This window comes from Photorhabdus asymbiotica, assembly GCF_003634575.1.
Classification (GTDB): domain Bacteria; phylum Pseudomonadota; class Gammaproteobacteria; order Enterobacterales; family Enterobacteriaceae; genus Photorhabdus; species Photorhabdus asymbiotica.
The window spans coordinates 481155-498752 of record NZ_RBLJ01000003.1; the positions used below are offsets into that span (position 1 = coordinate 481155).

At 41.5% G+C, this 17598-nt stretch carries 14 protein-coding genes; 5 read left to right on the forward strand and 9 right to left on the reverse strand.

Translation table 11 applies throughout. The annotated features are described in order from the left end of the window. Nucleotides 1-18 precede the first annotated feature (18 nt). The 3 genes from BDD30_RS14385 to BDD30_RS14395 all read left to right on the forward strand — a co-directional run bounded on the left by BDD30_RS14385 (nucleotide 19) and on the right by BDD30_RS14395 (nucleotide 4257). Entirely contained in the window at nucleotides 19-1467 is a 1449-nt protein-coding gene (locus tag BDD30_RS14385; protein WP_012776735.1) for a PTS transporter subunit EIIC, read from the forward strand. A gap of 74 nt (nucleotides 1468-1541) precedes the next feature. After that, nucleotides 1542-2963 (forward strand): glycoside hydrolase family 1 protein, encoded by a 1422-nt coding sequence (locus BDD30_RS14390; RefSeq protein ID WP_041381520.1) that lies wholly within the window; start codon nucleotides 1542-1544, stop codon nucleotides 2961-2963. Next, entirely contained in the window at nucleotides 2947-4257 is a 1311-nt protein-coding gene (locus tag BDD30_RS14395) for a carbohydrate porin (RefSeq protein ID WP_041381518.1), read from the forward strand. The genes BDD30_RS14390 and BDD30_RS14395 overlap by 17 nt, the downstream gene beginning before the upstream one ends. A 99-nt stretch (nucleotides 4258-4356) precedes the next feature. Here BDD30_RS14395 and dnaJ read toward each other — a convergent pair whose 3' ends face one another. Continuing rightward, nucleotides 4357-5487 carry a molecular chaperone DnaJ gene (gene dnaJ, locus BDD30_RS14400; protein WP_012776732.1) on the reverse strand — a complete coding sequence of 377 codons (1131 nt, stop codon included), beginning with the start codon at nucleotides 5485-5487 and terminating at the stop codon, nucleotides 4357-4359. A gap of 108 nt (nucleotides 5488-5595) precedes the next feature. Continuing rightward, nucleotides 5596-7506 (reverse strand): molecular chaperone DnaK, encoded by a 1911-nt coding sequence (gene dnaK / locus BDD30_RS14405; protein WP_012776731.1) that lies wholly within the window; start codon nucleotides 7504-7506, stop codon nucleotides 5596-5598. Nucleotides 7507-7813: 307 nt separating this feature from the next. Here dnaK and satP point away from each other — a divergent pair, with 307 nt between their 5' ends. Then, on the forward strand, nucleotides 7814-8383 hold the full coding sequence (satP, locus tag BDD30_RS14415) for an acetate uptake transporter (protein ID WP_012776730.1): 570 nt from the start codon (nucleotides 7814-7816) through the stop codon (nucleotides 8381-8383). Between the two features lie 79 nt (nucleotides 8384-8462). On the opposite strand, the gene galK is transcribed toward satP, so the two are convergent. The 5 genes from galK to BDD30_RS14440 form a co-directional block, all read right to left on the reverse strand. Further along, entirely contained in the window at nucleotides 8463-9620 is a 1158-nt protein-coding gene (gene galK, locus BDD30_RS14420; protein ID WP_012776729.1) for a galactokinase, read from the reverse strand. 62 nt (nucleotides 9621-9682) lie between these two features. Next, the gene (locus BDD30_RS14425; RefSeq protein WP_012776728.1) at nucleotides 9683-10744 is read right to left on the reverse strand and encodes a UDP-glucose--hexose-1-phosphate uridylyltransferase; all 1062 of its coding nucleotides are present in this window, start codon (nucleotides 10742-10744) and stop codon (nucleotides 9683-9685) included. A 139-nt stretch (nucleotides 10745-10883) separates the two neighbouring features. Then, nucleotides 10884-11459 carry a molybdopterin adenylyltransferase gene (mog, locus tag BDD30_RS14430; RefSeq protein ID WP_012776727.1) on the reverse strand — a complete coding sequence of 192 codons (576 nt, stop codon included), beginning with the start codon at nucleotides 11457-11459 and terminating at the stop codon, nucleotides 10884-10886. An 87-nt stretch (nucleotides 11460-11546) separates the two neighbouring features. Further along, on the reverse strand, nucleotides 11547-12500 hold the full coding sequence (tal, locus tag BDD30_RS14435) for a transaldolase (protein ID WP_012776726.1): 954 nt from the start codon (nucleotides 12498-12500) through the stop codon (nucleotides 11547-11549). Nucleotides 12501-12700: 200 nt separating this feature from the next. Further along, complete coding sequence (locus tag BDD30_RS14440; protein WP_012776725.1) at nucleotides 12701-13912, reverse strand: MFS transporter; 1212 nt, start codon at nucleotides 13910-13912, stop codon at nucleotides 12701-12703. 378 nt (nucleotides 13913-14290) lie between these two features. Here BDD30_RS14440 and yaaA point away from each other — a divergent pair, with 378 nt between their 5' ends. Then, entirely contained in the window at nucleotides 14291-15067 is a 777-nt protein-coding gene (yaaA, locus tag BDD30_RS14445; RefSeq protein WP_012776724.1) for a peroxide stress protein YaaA, read from the forward strand. Nucleotides 15068-15372: 305 nt separating this feature from the next. Here the strand turns inward: yaaA and thrC are convergent, their stop codons facing one another. Beyond that, complete coding sequence (gene thrC / locus BDD30_RS14455; protein ID WP_012776723.1) at nucleotides 15373-16665, reverse strand: threonine synthase; 1293 nt, start codon at nucleotides 16663-16665, stop codon at nucleotides 15373-15375. A 3-nt stretch (nucleotides 16666-16668) separates the two neighbouring features. After that, entirely contained in the window at nucleotides 16669-17598 is a 930-nt protein-coding gene (gene thrB / locus BDD30_RS14460) for a homoserine kinase (RefSeq protein WP_012776722.1), read from the reverse strand.

A 17598-nucleotide genomic window follows, 5' to 3' on the forward strand; every position in this document is an offset into this window, starting at 1 on the left:
TAAAAAAGGGGAAGTCTAATGAAGTACGAAAGTCTGTCTGATGAGATAGTCAGAGCAATAGGAGGGAAAGAAAATATATCGAGCCTTGTCCATTGCGCTACACGTTTACGGTTTAAACTTAAAAATAGAAACTTAGCTAATAGTGAGTTACTCAAACGAATTACAGGAATTATCACCGTCGTAGAGAGCGGTGGTCAATACCAAGTGGTTATTGGCAGCCATGTAGGAGATGTTTACGATAGTATCAATAGTAAATATTTACAAGATAACACAAACAATCCCGAGATTAAACAAAGTGTAACATCACAGAAAGAGATAAAAAAAGAGAACTCAAAAGGTTTAAAACGTATTCTTGATACTGCAATCGATATTATTTCCAGTATTTTTACACCACTATTGGGCGTACTGGTTGCTGCCGGATTGATTAAAGGAATACTCGCTTTATCCGACGTATTTGACTGGATGAATCCAGAGGGAGGCACCTATAAAATTTTATTCGCTACTGGCGATGCAATGCTTTATTTCATGCCCATTTTATTAGGGTATACCGCAGGTAAACGATTCGGAGGTAATCCTTTTATTACCATGGTTATTGGGGCAGTATTAACCTATCCAACAATGACTGAGGCATTTAAACTTTCGCAAGCTACCCCAGCTGTTCATTTAGATTTTCTCGGTATTCCAATTACTTTCATTAATTACAGCTCGACAGTTGTTCCCATTATTTTATCAGCCTGGTTTAGCTGTTTTATAGAAAAAAAGCTCAATAACTGGTTTCATTCTTCTTTCAAAGCATTTATTACGCCGTTCCTGTGCCTATTGATTACCGTTCCGTTGACCTTCCTGATAATTGGCCCTGTGGCAACAGAACTCAGTAACGGTCTGGCGAAAGGCTACCTCTTTTTCTATCAACTAAACCCTGTTATTGCGGGTATTTTTATGGGAGCACTATGGCAAATTTGCGTTATCTTCGGACTACACTGGGGATTCATCCCGATAATAATCAATAACATGATGACGCAAGGAAAAGATATGCTCTCCCCACTGCTCCAACCAGCAATATTCGGTCAAGCCGGTGCAACATTGGGCGTATTGTTACGTACACGCGATAAGAAAATGAAAGCGCTATCAGGAACCGCTCTGATATCAAGCCTCTTTGGCATTACTGAACCCGCAATCTATGGTGTAACGCTGCCACTAAAACGCCCATTTATCATTGGTTGTATTGGTGGTGCACTTGGTGGTGCTATTGTCGGTTTCTATTCAGGAACAGCCCATATCTTTGGTGGTATGGGGATCTTTGCGTTTACCTCATTTATTTCCCCGACTGGAGGATTAAATAGCGCTTTCTGGAGCGTAATATTAGGTTCACTGGGTTCATTCATCTTCTCCTGTATCGCAACATATTTATTCGGTGTACCGTCAGAAACTAAGGGATCACCAATAATATCCCGTACAAAAAATTAATTTAAACGTTGAGAGAAATAATCACATTAAGACGATATCTCTCAAGTTTAATAAATCATTAAATGAGGAAAACCATGAAAAAACAATTTCCAGAAAACTTCCTTTGGGGTGGTGCATTAGCAGCAAATCAGGCTGAAGGAGCCTATCAAACAGGTGGAAAAGGGTTATCAATCTCAGATATGCAACCCTACGGAGTTATTGGCGGTAGTATGGAGCGCAATACGGATGATTTTAATATCAAGGATATCAGCATTGATTTTTATCACCGTTATCCTGACGATATTGCACTGTTTGCTGAAATGGGATTTAAATGCCTAAGAACATCCATCGCCTGGACACGTATATTTCCGGAAGGAGATGAAGAAGTACCAAATGAAAATGGTCTAGCTTTTTATGATCGCCTTTTTGACGAAATGAGAAAATATCATATCCAACCATTAATTACCCTTTCTCATTTTGAAATGCCTTACGGCTTAGTAAAAAAATACGGTGGTTGGGGAAATCGTAAAACAATTGAATTCTTTGAACGTTACGCCAGAACGGTTTTTGAACGTTACAAACATAAGGTAAAATATTGGCTGACATTCAATGAAATTAACATGTCTTTATTTTCTTGCTTTACCGGTGTAGGGTTGCCAGAAGACAGTGAAATTCAAGATATTTATCAAGCTTTACATTACCAGCTAGTTGCCAGTGCCAAAGCCGTTAAAGCCTGCCATGAAATTATTCCAGATGCAAAAATTGGTAATATGGTGGCAGCAACATCTTACTATCCATTAACCTGCCATCCTGATGATGTATTAGAATCATTAAAAAAGAACAGAGAATCGCTGTTCTTTTTTGATGTTCAGGCTCGTGGATATTATCCATCCTATATGACTCGCCTATTTAAAGAGCAGAATATTACACTTGATATAACCGATGAAGATCAACAAGCATTAAAAGAAACCGTTGATTTCCTTTCTCTCAGTTATTACATGAGCTGTTGTGCAACTACAGATCCAAATATGGTCAAATCCGCCGGTAATATGATTAATCCGGTAGAAAATCCTTATCTAGCCAGTTCAGAGTGGGGATGGCAAATAGATCCTCAGGGGCTGCGTTATCTTCTCAATACGTTATATGACCGTTACCAAATGCCATTATTTATTGTAGAAAATGGTCTGGGCGCAAGAGATGTTATTCAAGATGATGGTTCTATTATTGATGATTACCGAATTCAATATCTCAACGATCATTTATTTCAGGTACGGGAAGCCATTGAAGATGGTGTGCAGTTATTAGGATATACCTCATGGGGACCAATAGATTTAGTCAGCGCTTCTACAGCAGAAATGTCAAAACGATACGGATTTATTTATGTCGATCGTGATGACCAAGGCAATGGAACACTGGAGCGTCGGCGTAAGAAAAGCTTTAACTGGTATAAAGATGTTATAAGCAGTAACGGGAATATTCTTACAGCACCGGGAGTAAAAAATGAAAATAGCCAATAAAAATAAATTTTTTTTGTCAGCACTGCCGCTTATTTTTTTGTATAGCAATATAAATATGGCGGCAGAAAATAACTGTAACGCATATAATGACCTTTTACCAAGAGGACCAGAAACACCTTCTGTTTCATCAGCATGTGATACTGTATTTCCCGAATGGGGTGGTCTCAGAAAAGAAATGGCAGATCGAGGCTTTTATGCAAATTTTCAAATGCTAACAAACCTTACCTATGACGTTTCAAGAAACTGGAAAAATACGCCTAACCCTAATTATATGGGCCAACGCTTAACCACCGGTAATATGGTTATGACTGAGCTTACCTATGATTTATCGCGGATTGGTTTCACTGATAAAGCGCAACTGCGTGTAGGTATCAACTATGCCTATAATAACTTTAAAAACAATGGTCAAGATGGGCATCCTTTTATCTCAGTTTTTTCTATTAACCAGCCCTTATTTAACGATAGGGTGATATTGAATTACGGTTATACAACGCTGCTTTCTCATTTCTATGGTCTATTTTTAGGTAGCAGTACCGCATCATCGGCTTTGGGACCAACCAGCGTGATGTTGTCCCAAGCTGGCTTGCCCAGTACAAAACCCAGTCCATCGCTAGATATTCGATTTTTATCGAAAAATAAACGTTGGTATGACCACATTGGGGTTGCCAGAAGTCAAAGCTCGGAAGGTTTAAAAGCAGATTCAAAATACAATACTTACGGTCTGCGCTGGAAAGTTCCTAGTGCGGGTACATTGGTCATTAATGAATTAGGTTATCGTGTTAATGCCGATGAAACGGAAAATATGATCTGGATTCGAGGCGGCTCGGTGTTCAATAAAACACCTTATTTTAACTATAACAACTCAAAATATGAAGACCACACCTATTCCCATTATATAGCGGCTACGCGCCAGATAACCAAGCCGGATGCATCTATGCCTTTCCGTGGATGGTATATTGACGGCAAAGCCAATTACGCACCAAAGGATCGTAACTTATTTAATGCCGATGTTTCATTATCACTGTTTAGCATTGGACTACTCGATTCACGCCCAAATGATATGCTTACTTTTGGGTTGTCATACAATAAATTCAGTGATGATGCGAAAAATTACTTTGCCCGCAATGGCCAAATTGCTGAAAGTTATAGTGCAACCGCATCTGCATCATACTCGTATCGTGTTTCCAACGGAATCTATTGGACGAATAGCTTATCGTATACCCATCATCCATCGGTAACACCAAAAGAGGACGATGCTTATAATTTACTCACACAAATTACCTTTAGCTTATAATTTTCGGCCAGAGCAAAAAGTCCTCGTATAAAAACGAGGACTTTTATCAATAAGCTGAGCTACATTTAGCAATGCAACGCTACTATGGAGAGTCGAATATTATTTGGTTAAATCATCAAAAAATTTCTTTACGCCATCGAAGAAGCTTTTAGAACGCGGACTATTGGTTTCTCCACCAGTACCACCTAAAGACTCACCCAATTCACGCAGTAATTCTTTCTGCCTTTCATTCAATTTAACCGGCGTTTCTACCACTACCCGGCACAACAAATCCCCTTGGGCTCCACCACGAATAGATTTAACACCTTTACCTTTCATGCGGAACATTTTACCTGTCTGTGTTTCAGCAGGTACTTTCAGTTTCACACGACCATCAAGCGTTGGTACTTCAATTTCTCCACCCAGCGCTGCCATTGCAAAGTTAACTGGCACTTCGCAATAAAGATTATTTTCTTCACGCTCAAAGATATGGTGCCGTTTCACCTGTACCTGAACGTACAAGTCACCAGCTGGTGCACCATTGCTACCCGCTTCACCCTCACCACTCAGACGAACACGGTCACCGGTGTCCACACCAGCCGGGATTTTAACAGACAATGTCTTATATTTTTCAACACGCCCATGACCACGACACTTATTACAAGAATCTTTAATGATCTGACCACGGCCATGACAGTGTGGACAAGGCTGCTGAACAGTAAAGAAGCCCTGGCGCATATGAACTTGACCCGCACCTTGACAGGTTGAACAGGTTACAGGACTGGTTCCGGCTTTCGCACCACTACCATGACATGCATCACAGGTTTCCAGCGTCGGGATACGGATCTCTTTGGTTACACCACGAACCGCTTCTTCCAGCGTCAGTTCCATGCTGTAACGTAAATCAGCACCACGGCTTTGGCGCTGTTGACGGCGACCACCACCGAAAATATCACCGAACACATCACCAAAGATATCACTGAAATCAGCACCACCACCAAAACCGCCGCCACCCATGCCGCCTTGTTCAAAAGCAGCATGACCATACTGGTCATAAGCAGCGCGTTTCTGATCATCAGTCAGAATTTCGTAAGCTTCTTTAACTTCTTTGAATTTACTTTCTGCATCTTTATCACCCTGATTACGATCGGGGTGATATTTCATTGCCAGTCGCTTATAAGCTTTCTTAATCTCTTTTTCGTCCGCTGTTTTGGAAACGCCCAAAACCTCGTAACAGTCTCTCTTTGCCATCTCTTATTTTACCCTTAACATGCGCGCACGGGCGCAGAGTTCCCTCAACGCCCGTGCCGGTTAATCAGCAACAGCTGTCATAGCTGTTACCGCGCCCGCTAAGGGCAATTATTTTTTGTCTTTCACTTCTTCGAATTCAGCGTCTACAACGTCGTCATCTTTTTTCGCACTATCACCAGCATCTGCTGCACCACCAGCCTGAGCCTGCTGCTGAGCAATTTCTAACAGCTTAGCGGAAGCCTGCACCAGAGCCTGAATTTTCGCTTCGATATCAGCTTTATCTTCGCCTTTAGCCACTTTTTCCAACTCAGCCACAGCGCTTTCAATAGCTGTTTTATCTTCCGCTGGCAGTTTTTCACCTGCTTCTTCTACTTGCTTACGCGTGCCGTGAACCAGTTGATCTGCCTGGTTACGGACCTGTACCAACTCTTCAAACTTACGATCAGATTCCGCGTTAGCTTCTGCATCACGAACCATCCGTTGAATTTCTTCCTCATTCAGACCAGAAGAAGCTTTGATAGTGATCTGCTGTTCGCGGCCACTATTTTTGTCTTTAGCAGACACATGCAGAATACCATCAGCATCAATGTCAAAAGTCACTTCAATCTGAGGCATACCACGAGGTGCTGGCTGAATACCATCCAAGTTAAACTGACCCAGAGATTTGTTATCACCGGCACGTTTACGTTCACCTTGCAACACATGGATAGTTACCGCTGCTTGGTTATCCTCTGCTGTAGAGAACACCTGGCTGTGTTTGGTTGGGATTGTGGTATTTTTCGCAATAAGGGAAGTCATCACGCCACCCATTGTTTCGATACCCAGAGACAGAGGCGTTACATCCAACAACAGCACGTCTTTTACATCACCAGCCAGAACACCGCCCTGTACTGCCGCGCCCATGGCTACCGCTTCGTCAGGGTTCACGTCTTTACGTGGCTCTTTACCGAAGAAATCAGCAACCACTTTCTGAACCATTGGCATACGGGTCTGACCACCCACCAAAATCACATCGTTCACATCAGAAACTGACAAACCAGCATCTTGCAATGCAACTCTCACCGGTTCCATAGAACGTTTAACCAGATCTTCTACCAGTGACTCCAGTTTCGCACGGGTCACTTTGATGTTCATGTGCTTAGGACCGGTTGCATCAGCCGTGATGTATGGCAGGTTAACGTCGGTCTGTTGAGCAGAAGAAAGTTCAATTTTCGCTTTTTCTGCTGCTTCTTTCAGACGCTGCATTGCCAGCGGGTCATTACGTAGATCAATGCCTTGCTCTTTCTTAAATTCGTCAACCAGATAGTTGATCATACGGCTATCGAAGTCTTCACCACCCAAGTGAGTATCACCGTTGGTTGCAAGAACTTCATACGTTTTTTCGCCGTCAACTTCATCAATTTCAATAATAGAAATATCGAAAGTACCACCACCAAGGTCATAAACTGCGATAGTACGGTTACCAACTTCTCTGTCCAAGCCATAAGCCAGTGCAGCCGCAGTTGGCTCGTTGATAATACGTTTTACTTCCAGACCAGCGATACGGCCTGCATCTTTTGTTGCCTGACGCTGAGCATCGTTAAAATATGCAGGTACAGTGATTACCGCTTCAGTTACCGGCTCACCCAAATAATCTTCAGCTGTTTTCTTCATTTTTTTCAGAACTTCAGCAGAAACCTGAGGAGGAGCCATTTTCTGGTCTTTCACTTCCAGCCATGCGTCACCGTTATCTGCCGCAATGATTTTGTATGGCATGATAGCTACGTCGCGTTGTGCTTCTTCGTCCTGAAAACGACGACCAATCAAACGCTTAATAGCAAACAGCGTATTTTGCGGGTTAGTAACAGCCTGACGTTTAGCCGGTTGACCAACCAGAGTTTCACCATCCTGGGTATAGGCAATGATGGAAGGGGTTGTACGATCACCTTCGCTGTTTTCTAATACACGCGCTGTCGTGCCATCCATAATAGCTACACAAGAGTTGGTAGTTCCCAGGTCGATACCAATAATTTTACCCATCTAAACGCCTCCACAAGAAATTCGTAATCAGTCAAGTTGCTAATCAATATGAGGATAAGTGTCTGCTTTTCAATGGCACCTATTTTTATGCCTCTATGCGATCCCTCACTTTTGCTTATATACATCAGCTGTATAGAACAGCGACTAGCAACTGCGGTTGATTATAAGATGGGGCCGTTAAAACCAGCATCAAGGGGGGAAGCGAAAAAAAACCTTTTTATTATTTCACAGGTCATTGTTTCCTTGCTGACAGATCATTATGATTCGCCACCTTTGCTATTTATTACGATTTTCTTTCAGAGGACTTATGAGCACTAATCAGTTGGCAAATCCCGGCCCTTTAGGTTTGATGGGATTCGGCATGACAACCATTCTGCTTAATCTGCATAACGCAGGTTTCTTTCCACTGGCATCAGTTATTCTGAGCATGGGCATTTTTTATGGCGGCCTGGCTCAAGTCGTTGCGGGACTTTTTGAATACAAGAAAGGCAATACTTTTGCCGCAACCGCTTTCACCTCTTATGGACTGTTTTGGCTCAGTCTGGTCGGGTTGTTATTCCTGCCCAAAATGGGACTAGCAGAAGCCACCAGCAACCAGTATTTAGCGGTATATCTTGGTCTGTGGGGTATTTTTACTCTGTTTATGTTCTTTGGCACCTTTAAGACTAACCGAGTACTACAATTTATCTTCGGTGGCCTAACACTGCTATTTACTTTGTTAGCTATCGGAAACTTTACCGGAAACACAGCTCTTCTAACTATTGCCGGTTATGAAGGGATAATTTGTGGTGCCAGTGCATTTTATCTAGCAATGGCAGAAGTGCTGAATGAGCAATATGGCCGCACTATTCTGCCAATTGGCGAAATAAAACAGTAATAAACTGGGTTGGAAGAGGGAAAGTTTTTTCGGACCCCTCTTCCCGTCCAATAATATATTGCCGTTTAAGCATCTGCTATTACATTGCCACCGAGCCTGAACCATCCGAAGCTTGGCACACATAAATAGTTTCTTTCAGACCTGACGATGCAAAATAGTGTTGTTCAACCGTAGCTTTAACAACATCAACCAATGTTTTTGGCACCAAAGCAACGACACAACCACCGAACCCACCTCCAGTCATTCTCACTCCACCCTGTTTACCAATGGCTTGCTTCACAATATCAACCAAGACATCGATTTCAGGAACAGTAATTTCAAAGTCATCACGCATCGATTGATGTGATTGCGCCATAAGTTCTGCGATGAATGGCATATCACCCTCTGCTAACGCTTTTGCTGCCAGAAGCGTACGTTCATTTTCTTTAATGACATGGCGTGCACGTTTAGCCACTATATCATCAAGCTCAGCGCGACGTTTTTCAAATTCATCTAATGTCACATCCCGCAAAGCTTTAACACCAAATAATGCCGCTGCTTGTTCGCATTGAACCCGACGGATATTATATTCACTACCAACCAATTCCCGTTTTTTATTTGAGTTAATAATCATAACCGCTATATCTTTGGGCATAGATACAGCCTGTATAATTAAATGCCGACAATCAATTAATAACGCATGATGCTCTTTACCTTCTGCTGAAATTAATTGATCCATAATGCCACAATGACAGCCCACAAATTCATTTTCAGCCTGCTGCCCATTTAACGCAATTTCCGTTTGGCTCATCTCTAAGTGGTAAAGGGTTTTAAATGTTTGACCAATCACCGTTTCCAGTGCAGCTGATGAACTCAACCCAGCCCCTTGCGGTACATTACCAGTCACCACAATATCTGCCCCTTTAAATAGATATCCTCGACTGAGCAGACATTTTACAACACCGCGAATATAATTAGCCCACATATTACTTTCGTGCAATGTAATCGATTGACTAATATCAAATTCATCTAACTGATTATCATAATTAACTGAGACAACACGAACAATATAATCCTCACGTTTCGTCGCAGCAGCAACAATTTGGTAATTAATAGCACATGGCAATACGAAACCATCATTATAATCAGTATGTTCACCAATCAAATTGACCCGACCCGGCGCTTGAATAATATGTGTCGGTGTATAATGGAATATCGAATCAAAAACATCTTTAACACGATTAATTAAAGTTTTCATGGTGTTATTCTCAAATATGCCATTAGCAACAAATACTGTTAATAAAAAATCGCGCCCGATTATTACTGTTGCTCTTTATAATGTACGTCGCTCAATGCACGTAGAACCTGAGCCGCTTGCTCTGCCGTTAAATCACGTTGCATCTCAGCGAACATTTCATAGCCCACCATAAATTTCCGCACAGCAGCAGATCGCAATAATGGCGGATAGAAAAGTGCATGTAATTGCCAATGTTCAATATCGGTTCCTTGTTCAAAAAACGGTGCAAAATGCCAGCCCATGGAATAAGGAAAAGAGCAGTGAAATAAATTGTCATAACGGCTGGTGAGTTTCTTAAGTGCGACCGCCAGATCATCGCGTTGCTCATCGGTTAATTCATTCATGCGACGCACATGAGATTTAGGTAACAACATGGTTTCATAGGGCCATGCTGCCCAATAAGGAACAACCGCCAACCAATGCAAAGTATCGACCACAATCCGCTCACCATCAGCTAATTCAACCTGAATATAATCCACCAGTAAGTTAGAACCATGTTCTTGGTAATAGGCACGCAACTGTTTATCTTTACGTTCGATTTCGTTTGGTAAAAAACTATTTGCCCAGATTTGCCCATGCGGATGAGGCTGAGAACACCCCATTAACTCGCCTTTATTCTCAAAGAGTTGAACCCAAATATATTCTTTACCTAATATTTCAATTTGTTGATTCCAGGTATTAATTACCTGACGAATTTGTTCAATGGACAATTCAGGCAATGTCTTACTGTGATCAGGAGAAAAACAGATCACGCGACTTAATCCTCGTACTCCCTGCACCTTAAATAGCGGATGATGTAATTGCGGTACATCAGGCGAATCTGGTATTAAGGCTGAAAAATCATTATTAAAAACAAAGGTTCCTTGATAATCCGGATTTTGATCACCAGAAATACGCTGGTTCGACGGGCAAAGGAAACATTGCTCATCATAGTGCGGGATATCGTCTACCAATGGCTTCTCATCACTCCCATTCCACGGCCGTTTCACCCGATGAGGAGATACCAAAACCCATTGTCCAGTCAAAGGGTTATAACGACGATGAGAATGTTCAACCGGATTAAATTGAATACTTTTTTTGACCATTTCATTTTTTCATCACGAAATCTATTCCAAACAACTAATCAACATACTAAATGAATTGCAGACTTAATGTTGAAGTTGTCTTTCGGTGGTGGCAAATAAAAGTTCGATTTTTTGATTCTTTCTACACTCCACTCATTGCTCAGCGACGAGCGATTTTTGGCCTGAAAGCTGCAACCACTTTATCATCAGTTTCCACATATGGCCCATCCAACAATTGGATACAATAGGGCACGCTGGCAAAAATGCCGGATACCAGAACCTTACCATTTTCGTCTTTCAAACCTTCCAGTGTTTCTGCTATTGCTTTTGGTTGCCCTGGCAAGTTCAGGATAAGAGCCTGTTTGCGGATCACACCAACCTGGCGGGACAAAATTGCTGTCGGAACAAATTTTAAACTAATTTGGCGCATCTGCTCGCCATAACCCGGCATTTCACGGTCTGCAACCGCCAATGTTGCATCGGGAGTCACATCACGGCGCGCCGGGCCAGTTCCACCAGTCGTTAGAACCAAATGACAATCGATTTCATCTACCAATTCACACAGAGTTTGTTCAATAATGATCTGCTCATCAGGGATTAAACGAGTTTCTACACGGAAAGGCGTCGTAATAGCACTTTTTAACCACTCCTCCAGCGCAGGAATCCCTTTGTCCTGATAAACCCCGCTTGATGCACGATCAGAGACAGATACCAGACCAATACGCAACTCATTCATATAAACCTCAAAACACAATTAACTAACAGCAAAAAGGCGGCTAATTATGCCGCCTTCAACACTAAAAGAATAGTTTATGACCTATCATTACAGCAAATCAGCGATCATCTTCTCAAGTTTGCCCTGATCTACAGCAAATTTACGGATACCATCCGCCAGTTTTTCTGTCGCCATTGCATCTTGGTGGTGTTCCCAATAGAACTTAGCTTCACTCAATGGCTCTGGGCGCGTTTTAATTTCACCGGTATAACTCAACTTACATTCAACCTCACCTTGAGCTTCGGATAATTCTTTCAACAACGCAGGGGCAATTGTCAAACGGTCACAACCAGCCAATTCTAAAATCTCTCCGGAGTTACGGAAACTTGCTCCCATAACAACGGTGTCATAGCCATGTTGCTTATAATATTGGTAGATCTCGGTCACAGAAATAACACCTGGATCTTCGTGCGGCGCGAATTCTTTTTTATCGCTGTTCTCTTTGTACCAGTCAAGGATGCGGCCAACGAATGGCGAAATCAGATAAACCCCCGCTTCGGCACAAGCACGTGCCTGAGCAAAGGAGAACAGCAGAGTCAGGTTACAATTGATACCTTCTTTTTCTAACTGCTCAGCCGCACGGATACCCTGCCAGGTTGAAGCCAGTTTGATCAGAATACGATCATTGCTGATACCCGCTTCGTTATACAGCTTTATCAAACGCTTAGCTTTAGCTACGCTGGCTTCGGTGTCATAAGACAGACGAGCATCTACTTCCGTAGAGATACGGCCTGGGATCAATTTCAGAATTTCCAAACCAATATTCACCGCCAGTTTATCGCTGGCATCCACAATCTGCTGCTCGCGGGAGCTACTCTGTTCACGCGCCCACGCAATTGCTTCATCGATTAGCTTGCGGTATTCAGGGATCTGTGCAGCGTTAAGGATCAGAGATGGGTTAGTCGTAGCATCTTGTGGCTGATAAAGTTTCATCGCCGCAATATCCCCGGTATCTGCTACCACTGTTGTCAGTTTACGCAGGGAAGTTAGTTTATCGGTCATATTGTCATATCTCATCGTTATGCGTGAAATTGTGGCATTGTTACTGCGCCATCCATGGATAATAACACGGTAACACCTTGCTGCAAGGCGGTAAAAACGATTACTCGATGCAAATACACAATTGTTCCAATAAATCTTCTTGAGGATAATGTGAGAAGTCGTAAATTGAAATTATTATCAGAAATTTAATTTAAAATAAATCACTTTAATATTAATTTATTCTCAACTTCAGCACTTATTTTCTTCGAAACAAAAACTGAGCTCAAAGAACACATTGCAAAAAATACAAATAAAACACTACTTCCTAACAAAGGGATTAACCATATTATTATAATACCAAAGGCTGACTGATAACTTCTTGAAATTGCATCTGAAGACGATATTATTCTCGCAAAATATTTTTCTGGCGTCAGCTCTTGTCCTGATGTATAGAGAGATATCTTTAAGAAAGAAAGTCCGATAAAAATAAGCATAGTTCCCAATGTATAGAATAACAAGACAATTCTTGACAAAGGCATAGCCCAAAGCATACTCCCAACTGCAATCAAAAGGGAACCAAGAAAGAAAGATTTTTTTAACTTATTTATATCAAAATAAGCACCAGACAAATAGGAACCAAATAACATTGAAATAGAAGCCACAAAGGAAAAATAAGCGATTAAATCAGAAAAAGAAAATGAATACCATTTAATAAACAAAGAGACAATTGTTGTATAATTAGAGGTCATAATATAGGTTGAAATTACTTGATATGACACCATTGCAGTTAATATACTTATCCTAAATAACAATATATTTCTCTGAGTATTATTCTTAATAATATATTCTAAACCACCATATTTCATAGCACTCTCTTTCTTCTCTGTTCTAGAACCCCAATCAACGATAAAAAAGAGAAATGTAATCGATAAAAGAAAACATATCGATTCAATAAGAAATACAAAACGTATCGAAGTCATATTTATCAAAAATCCGGCTATCAATGGGGAAGATATAGAGAATAAACCATAATAGAATTGTTGCTTTGATATAAAAGCAACTCTTTCTTCTGAGCTGACAAATACCTGATATGCCACTGACCTTATTGATATATTCAAACCTGAAAGAAATGACAGAAGAAAAGATATGAAGAACAATACATATATATTACTTACAAACACAGCAAGAAATATTATTACCGCTCGAAAGAAATCCGAAGAAATACAAATAGCCCGCATATTAAACCGAGAAATTAGTCCCCCAATCAACGTAAAAACTAATATACTCGCCGTTAACCTTATAGATACCATTAAAGACGTATCTATTTCTGATCTCGTAATTGAATATACCAGTGCAAGCAGTGCTATTTCACTTATTCCTGTGCCAAAGATAGATATTATATCAGATGATAATAGTTTGTTATTATTCTCCATGCCTTATCCCATTTATATTTTATTATTCAATCGATTTCAATCAAATAAGAAATTTGAAATATAATATAGCTGCTTACTTTTAGAATAATTACTCTATTACAATCCAAAAAAAATCGATCTAACGCACAAAAACTGACATTCCAATAACCTTATAAACTTTATTTATTCTTATATATGAATTTAAATTAAAATATAACTATATAAATTATTTAAATATTATGAACATTAAAGATAATATCGATCAGCAAAACGGAATGTAAGATTATCAGCTTGTTACCCACAGATATCACGCACTCAGTTTCTGCTATCGTTGCTATTAATTCTTTATTATCCTATCTTTTGTTAAAGCCACTTAATCTAAACAATCGGGATGACATTATGCTTATCACTATTTCACCGGCAAAAACTCTTGATTATGAAAGCCCGCTTACCACGGAAAAATATAGTCAGCCAGCATTACTCGATCAGTCAGAACAGCTAATTAGCATCTGTCGTAAACTAACACCAGCCCAAATCGCCAGCCTGATGGGTATCAGCGATAAACTTGCCGGTCTAAATGCAGCCCGCTTTGGCGAATGGCATTCTAATTTCACGCCAGAAAATGCACGCCAGGCTATTCTGGCATTTAAAGGTGATGTGTATACCGGCATGCAAGCTGAAGCTTTTTCCGATAAGGATTTTGATTTTGCTCAAGATCATCTGCGAATCCTATCTGGCCTTTATGGTGTGCTCCGTCCTTTGGATTTGATGCAACCCTACCGGCTGGAAATGGGGATCAAACTGGAAAATAAATGTGGTAGAGATCTTTATTCTTTCTGGGGAGATCTGATCACAGAAAAACTTAATGAAGCCCTAGAACAGCAAGGCGATAATATATTAGTTAATCTGGCTTCTGATGAATATTTCAAATCCGTTAATATGAAAAAATTAGCCGGTAAGATTATCAAACCCGTATTCCTTGATGAGAAAAACGGTAAATATAAGATTATCAGCTTTTATGCGAAAAAAGCCCGTGGGCTGATGAGCCGGTTTATTATTCAGAATCAGTTAACACAAATTGACCGCCTGATGGAATTCAATTTGGATGGCTACGCTTTTGATGAGTCGCTATCTAAAGGAAATGAGCTGGTATTTAAACGTTCAGAACAACATTAAAATTTTTACCATCGATATATACCTATACCCTATAGATTTCAAGATGCATCGCGACGGCAAAGGAGCGAATCCCCGGGAGCATAGATAACTATGTGACCGGGGTGAGTGAGTGCAGACAACAAAGAGGCAACTTGAAAGATGACGGGTATAATAGATTTCGAGTTGCAGCGCGGCGGCAAGTGAGCCAATCCCCAGGAGCATAGATAACGATGTGACTGGGGTGAGTGAACGCAGCCAACCAAGCAGCAGCTTGAAAGATAAAGGGGATAAACGCCGCATGATCTATGCGGCACCTATTTTCTTGATTACTTAGGGGCTCTTTCCATCAAGAAAGCACGTAATTTAACAAAATCTGCCGGCAAATCATGGGATAACAAGTCTAAATCAGCCCGTTCTGCCAAAGCTTTAGGCAATGGTAATTCCTCACCCAGAATCTGTTCCACACTCTCTTTAAATTTCGCCGGATGAGCCGTACCGAGAAATAATCCGTATTCATCTTCCTGTAATTGATCACGCAAGACGCGGTAAGCAACTGCTGCATGAGGTTCAGAGATATAACCCAGTTTAGCCAATTCCTTGATGGTCTCTTTAGTGACCTCATCGCTGACTACGCCATATCCCAACTCACTTAATGACCAGGATTGACAACGAAAAAGTTCTTCAATACGCGGCCAGTTATTTGGCTGGCTAACATCCATCGCGTTGGAAAGAGTAGCAACTGTCTGATTAGGCAGCCATTTTCCATCTGCCAGATAACGTGGAACCGTGTCGTTAACATTAGTCGCCGCAATAAAACGTTTTACCGGCAATCCCATTGATTTCGCTAATAAACCCGCGGTCAAATCACCAAAATTCCCACTGGGCACAGAAATAACCAATTTTTCGCGCTTATCTTCTGGTACCTGAGCCACCGCCTCAAAGTAATAGCAAATTTGTGCCAATAAGCGGCTAATGTTAATTGAGTTAGCTGAATTGAGATACAGAGCTTGTTTCAATTCCTGATCATCAAACGCCTGTTTGACCAACGATTGGCAAGCATCGAAATCACCATCAATCGCAACCGTGTGAATATTACCGCCCAATGTACAGAACAGTTTTTCCTGTAACGGGCTAATTTTACCCTGCGGATAGAGAATAACCACCTGTACATTGTTCAACCCATAGAAGGCATGCGCTACTGCGGCACCAGTATCGCCGGAAGTCGCAGTCAAGATAGTCACAGGCTGCTCACCAGCAACCTGTGCCAGTATTTGTGCCATAAAACGACCACCAAAATCTTTGAATGCCAGAGTCGGGCCGTGGAATAATTCCAGCGTTGCAATATCCTCTGCCACTTTTGCAACAGGTGCTGGAAAAGTAAAAGCACTCTTAACCCTTGCCGCTAGTTGTTCTGGCGGAATTTCATCGCCAATAAATGCTGAAAGAATGCGGCCACTGCGGGTAACAAAATCCAGTTTCAACAGTTGGTCAATTTCTTCACGACTGAATTCGGGTAAATCTTGCGGGAAGAAAAGTCCTTGTTGTTTACCTAACCCCTGTTTTACTGCCTGCGCAAAACTCACCTGCTCGCTGTTGTCTTTTAAGTTATACAGTTTCATCGGTTACCCTATCTGTCGTGCGCCTGCGAGATCCAGACGGCAAATGTGTACAAAACCTTCATCATTCTGAACATAATGCTGTTGCAGCCACTCAGCCATTTTCTCGGCGGTAGCCATATCATTACAAATGGAAAACAACGTCGGACCGGAGCCAGAAATACCACAGGCTAATGCGCCTATCTCTTTTGCCGCTTCACGAGCTTTAGTAAAACCTGGCAACAGTTGCCTGCGGTACGGCTCAGCAATAACATCTTGCATCAATCTGGCTGCTAGTTCAGGTTGTCGTGTATGACAAGCATGAATAAAGCCAGCAAGAAAACGCCCATGGTCGATAACATCCCGTTTCGAATATTTTGCAGGTAAAATTGCTCTGGCTTCTGCGGTAGAAACTTTAATACCCGGATAAGCCATCACCCAGAGCCATTCATCAAATGAAGGCACCGACTGACAGATAATATCCCCTTGTTCCATAATCAGTTGTAAACCGCCAAGGTAACATGGCGCGACGTTATCATAGTGAATGCTGCCTGAAATGCGCCCTTCCAACTCGCCCATCATTTCCAGTAATTGACCTTCACTGAATGGGCGTCCCGTAAACTCATTCAGGGCCATTAAACCAGCCACAACAGAACAAGCGCTGGAACCAAGGCCAGAACCAATTGGCATATTCTTTTCTAACGTCATTTCTACAGGTAACTGTTTACCTAAATGCTGGCAGAACAACTGCCAGCATTGATAAACGATGTTGCACTCCGGTTTCTCTGGTAGCTTCCCCACAAATCGTCCTTCATTACGCAAACTGAAACTATCCGCCGCACAAACAGCAACACAGTCACCTAATAAAGTACCATCAACGGGAGAAACTGAGGCTCCCAGCACATCAAACCCAACACTAACATTCCCAATAGATGCGGGAGCATAGACTTTAACCAC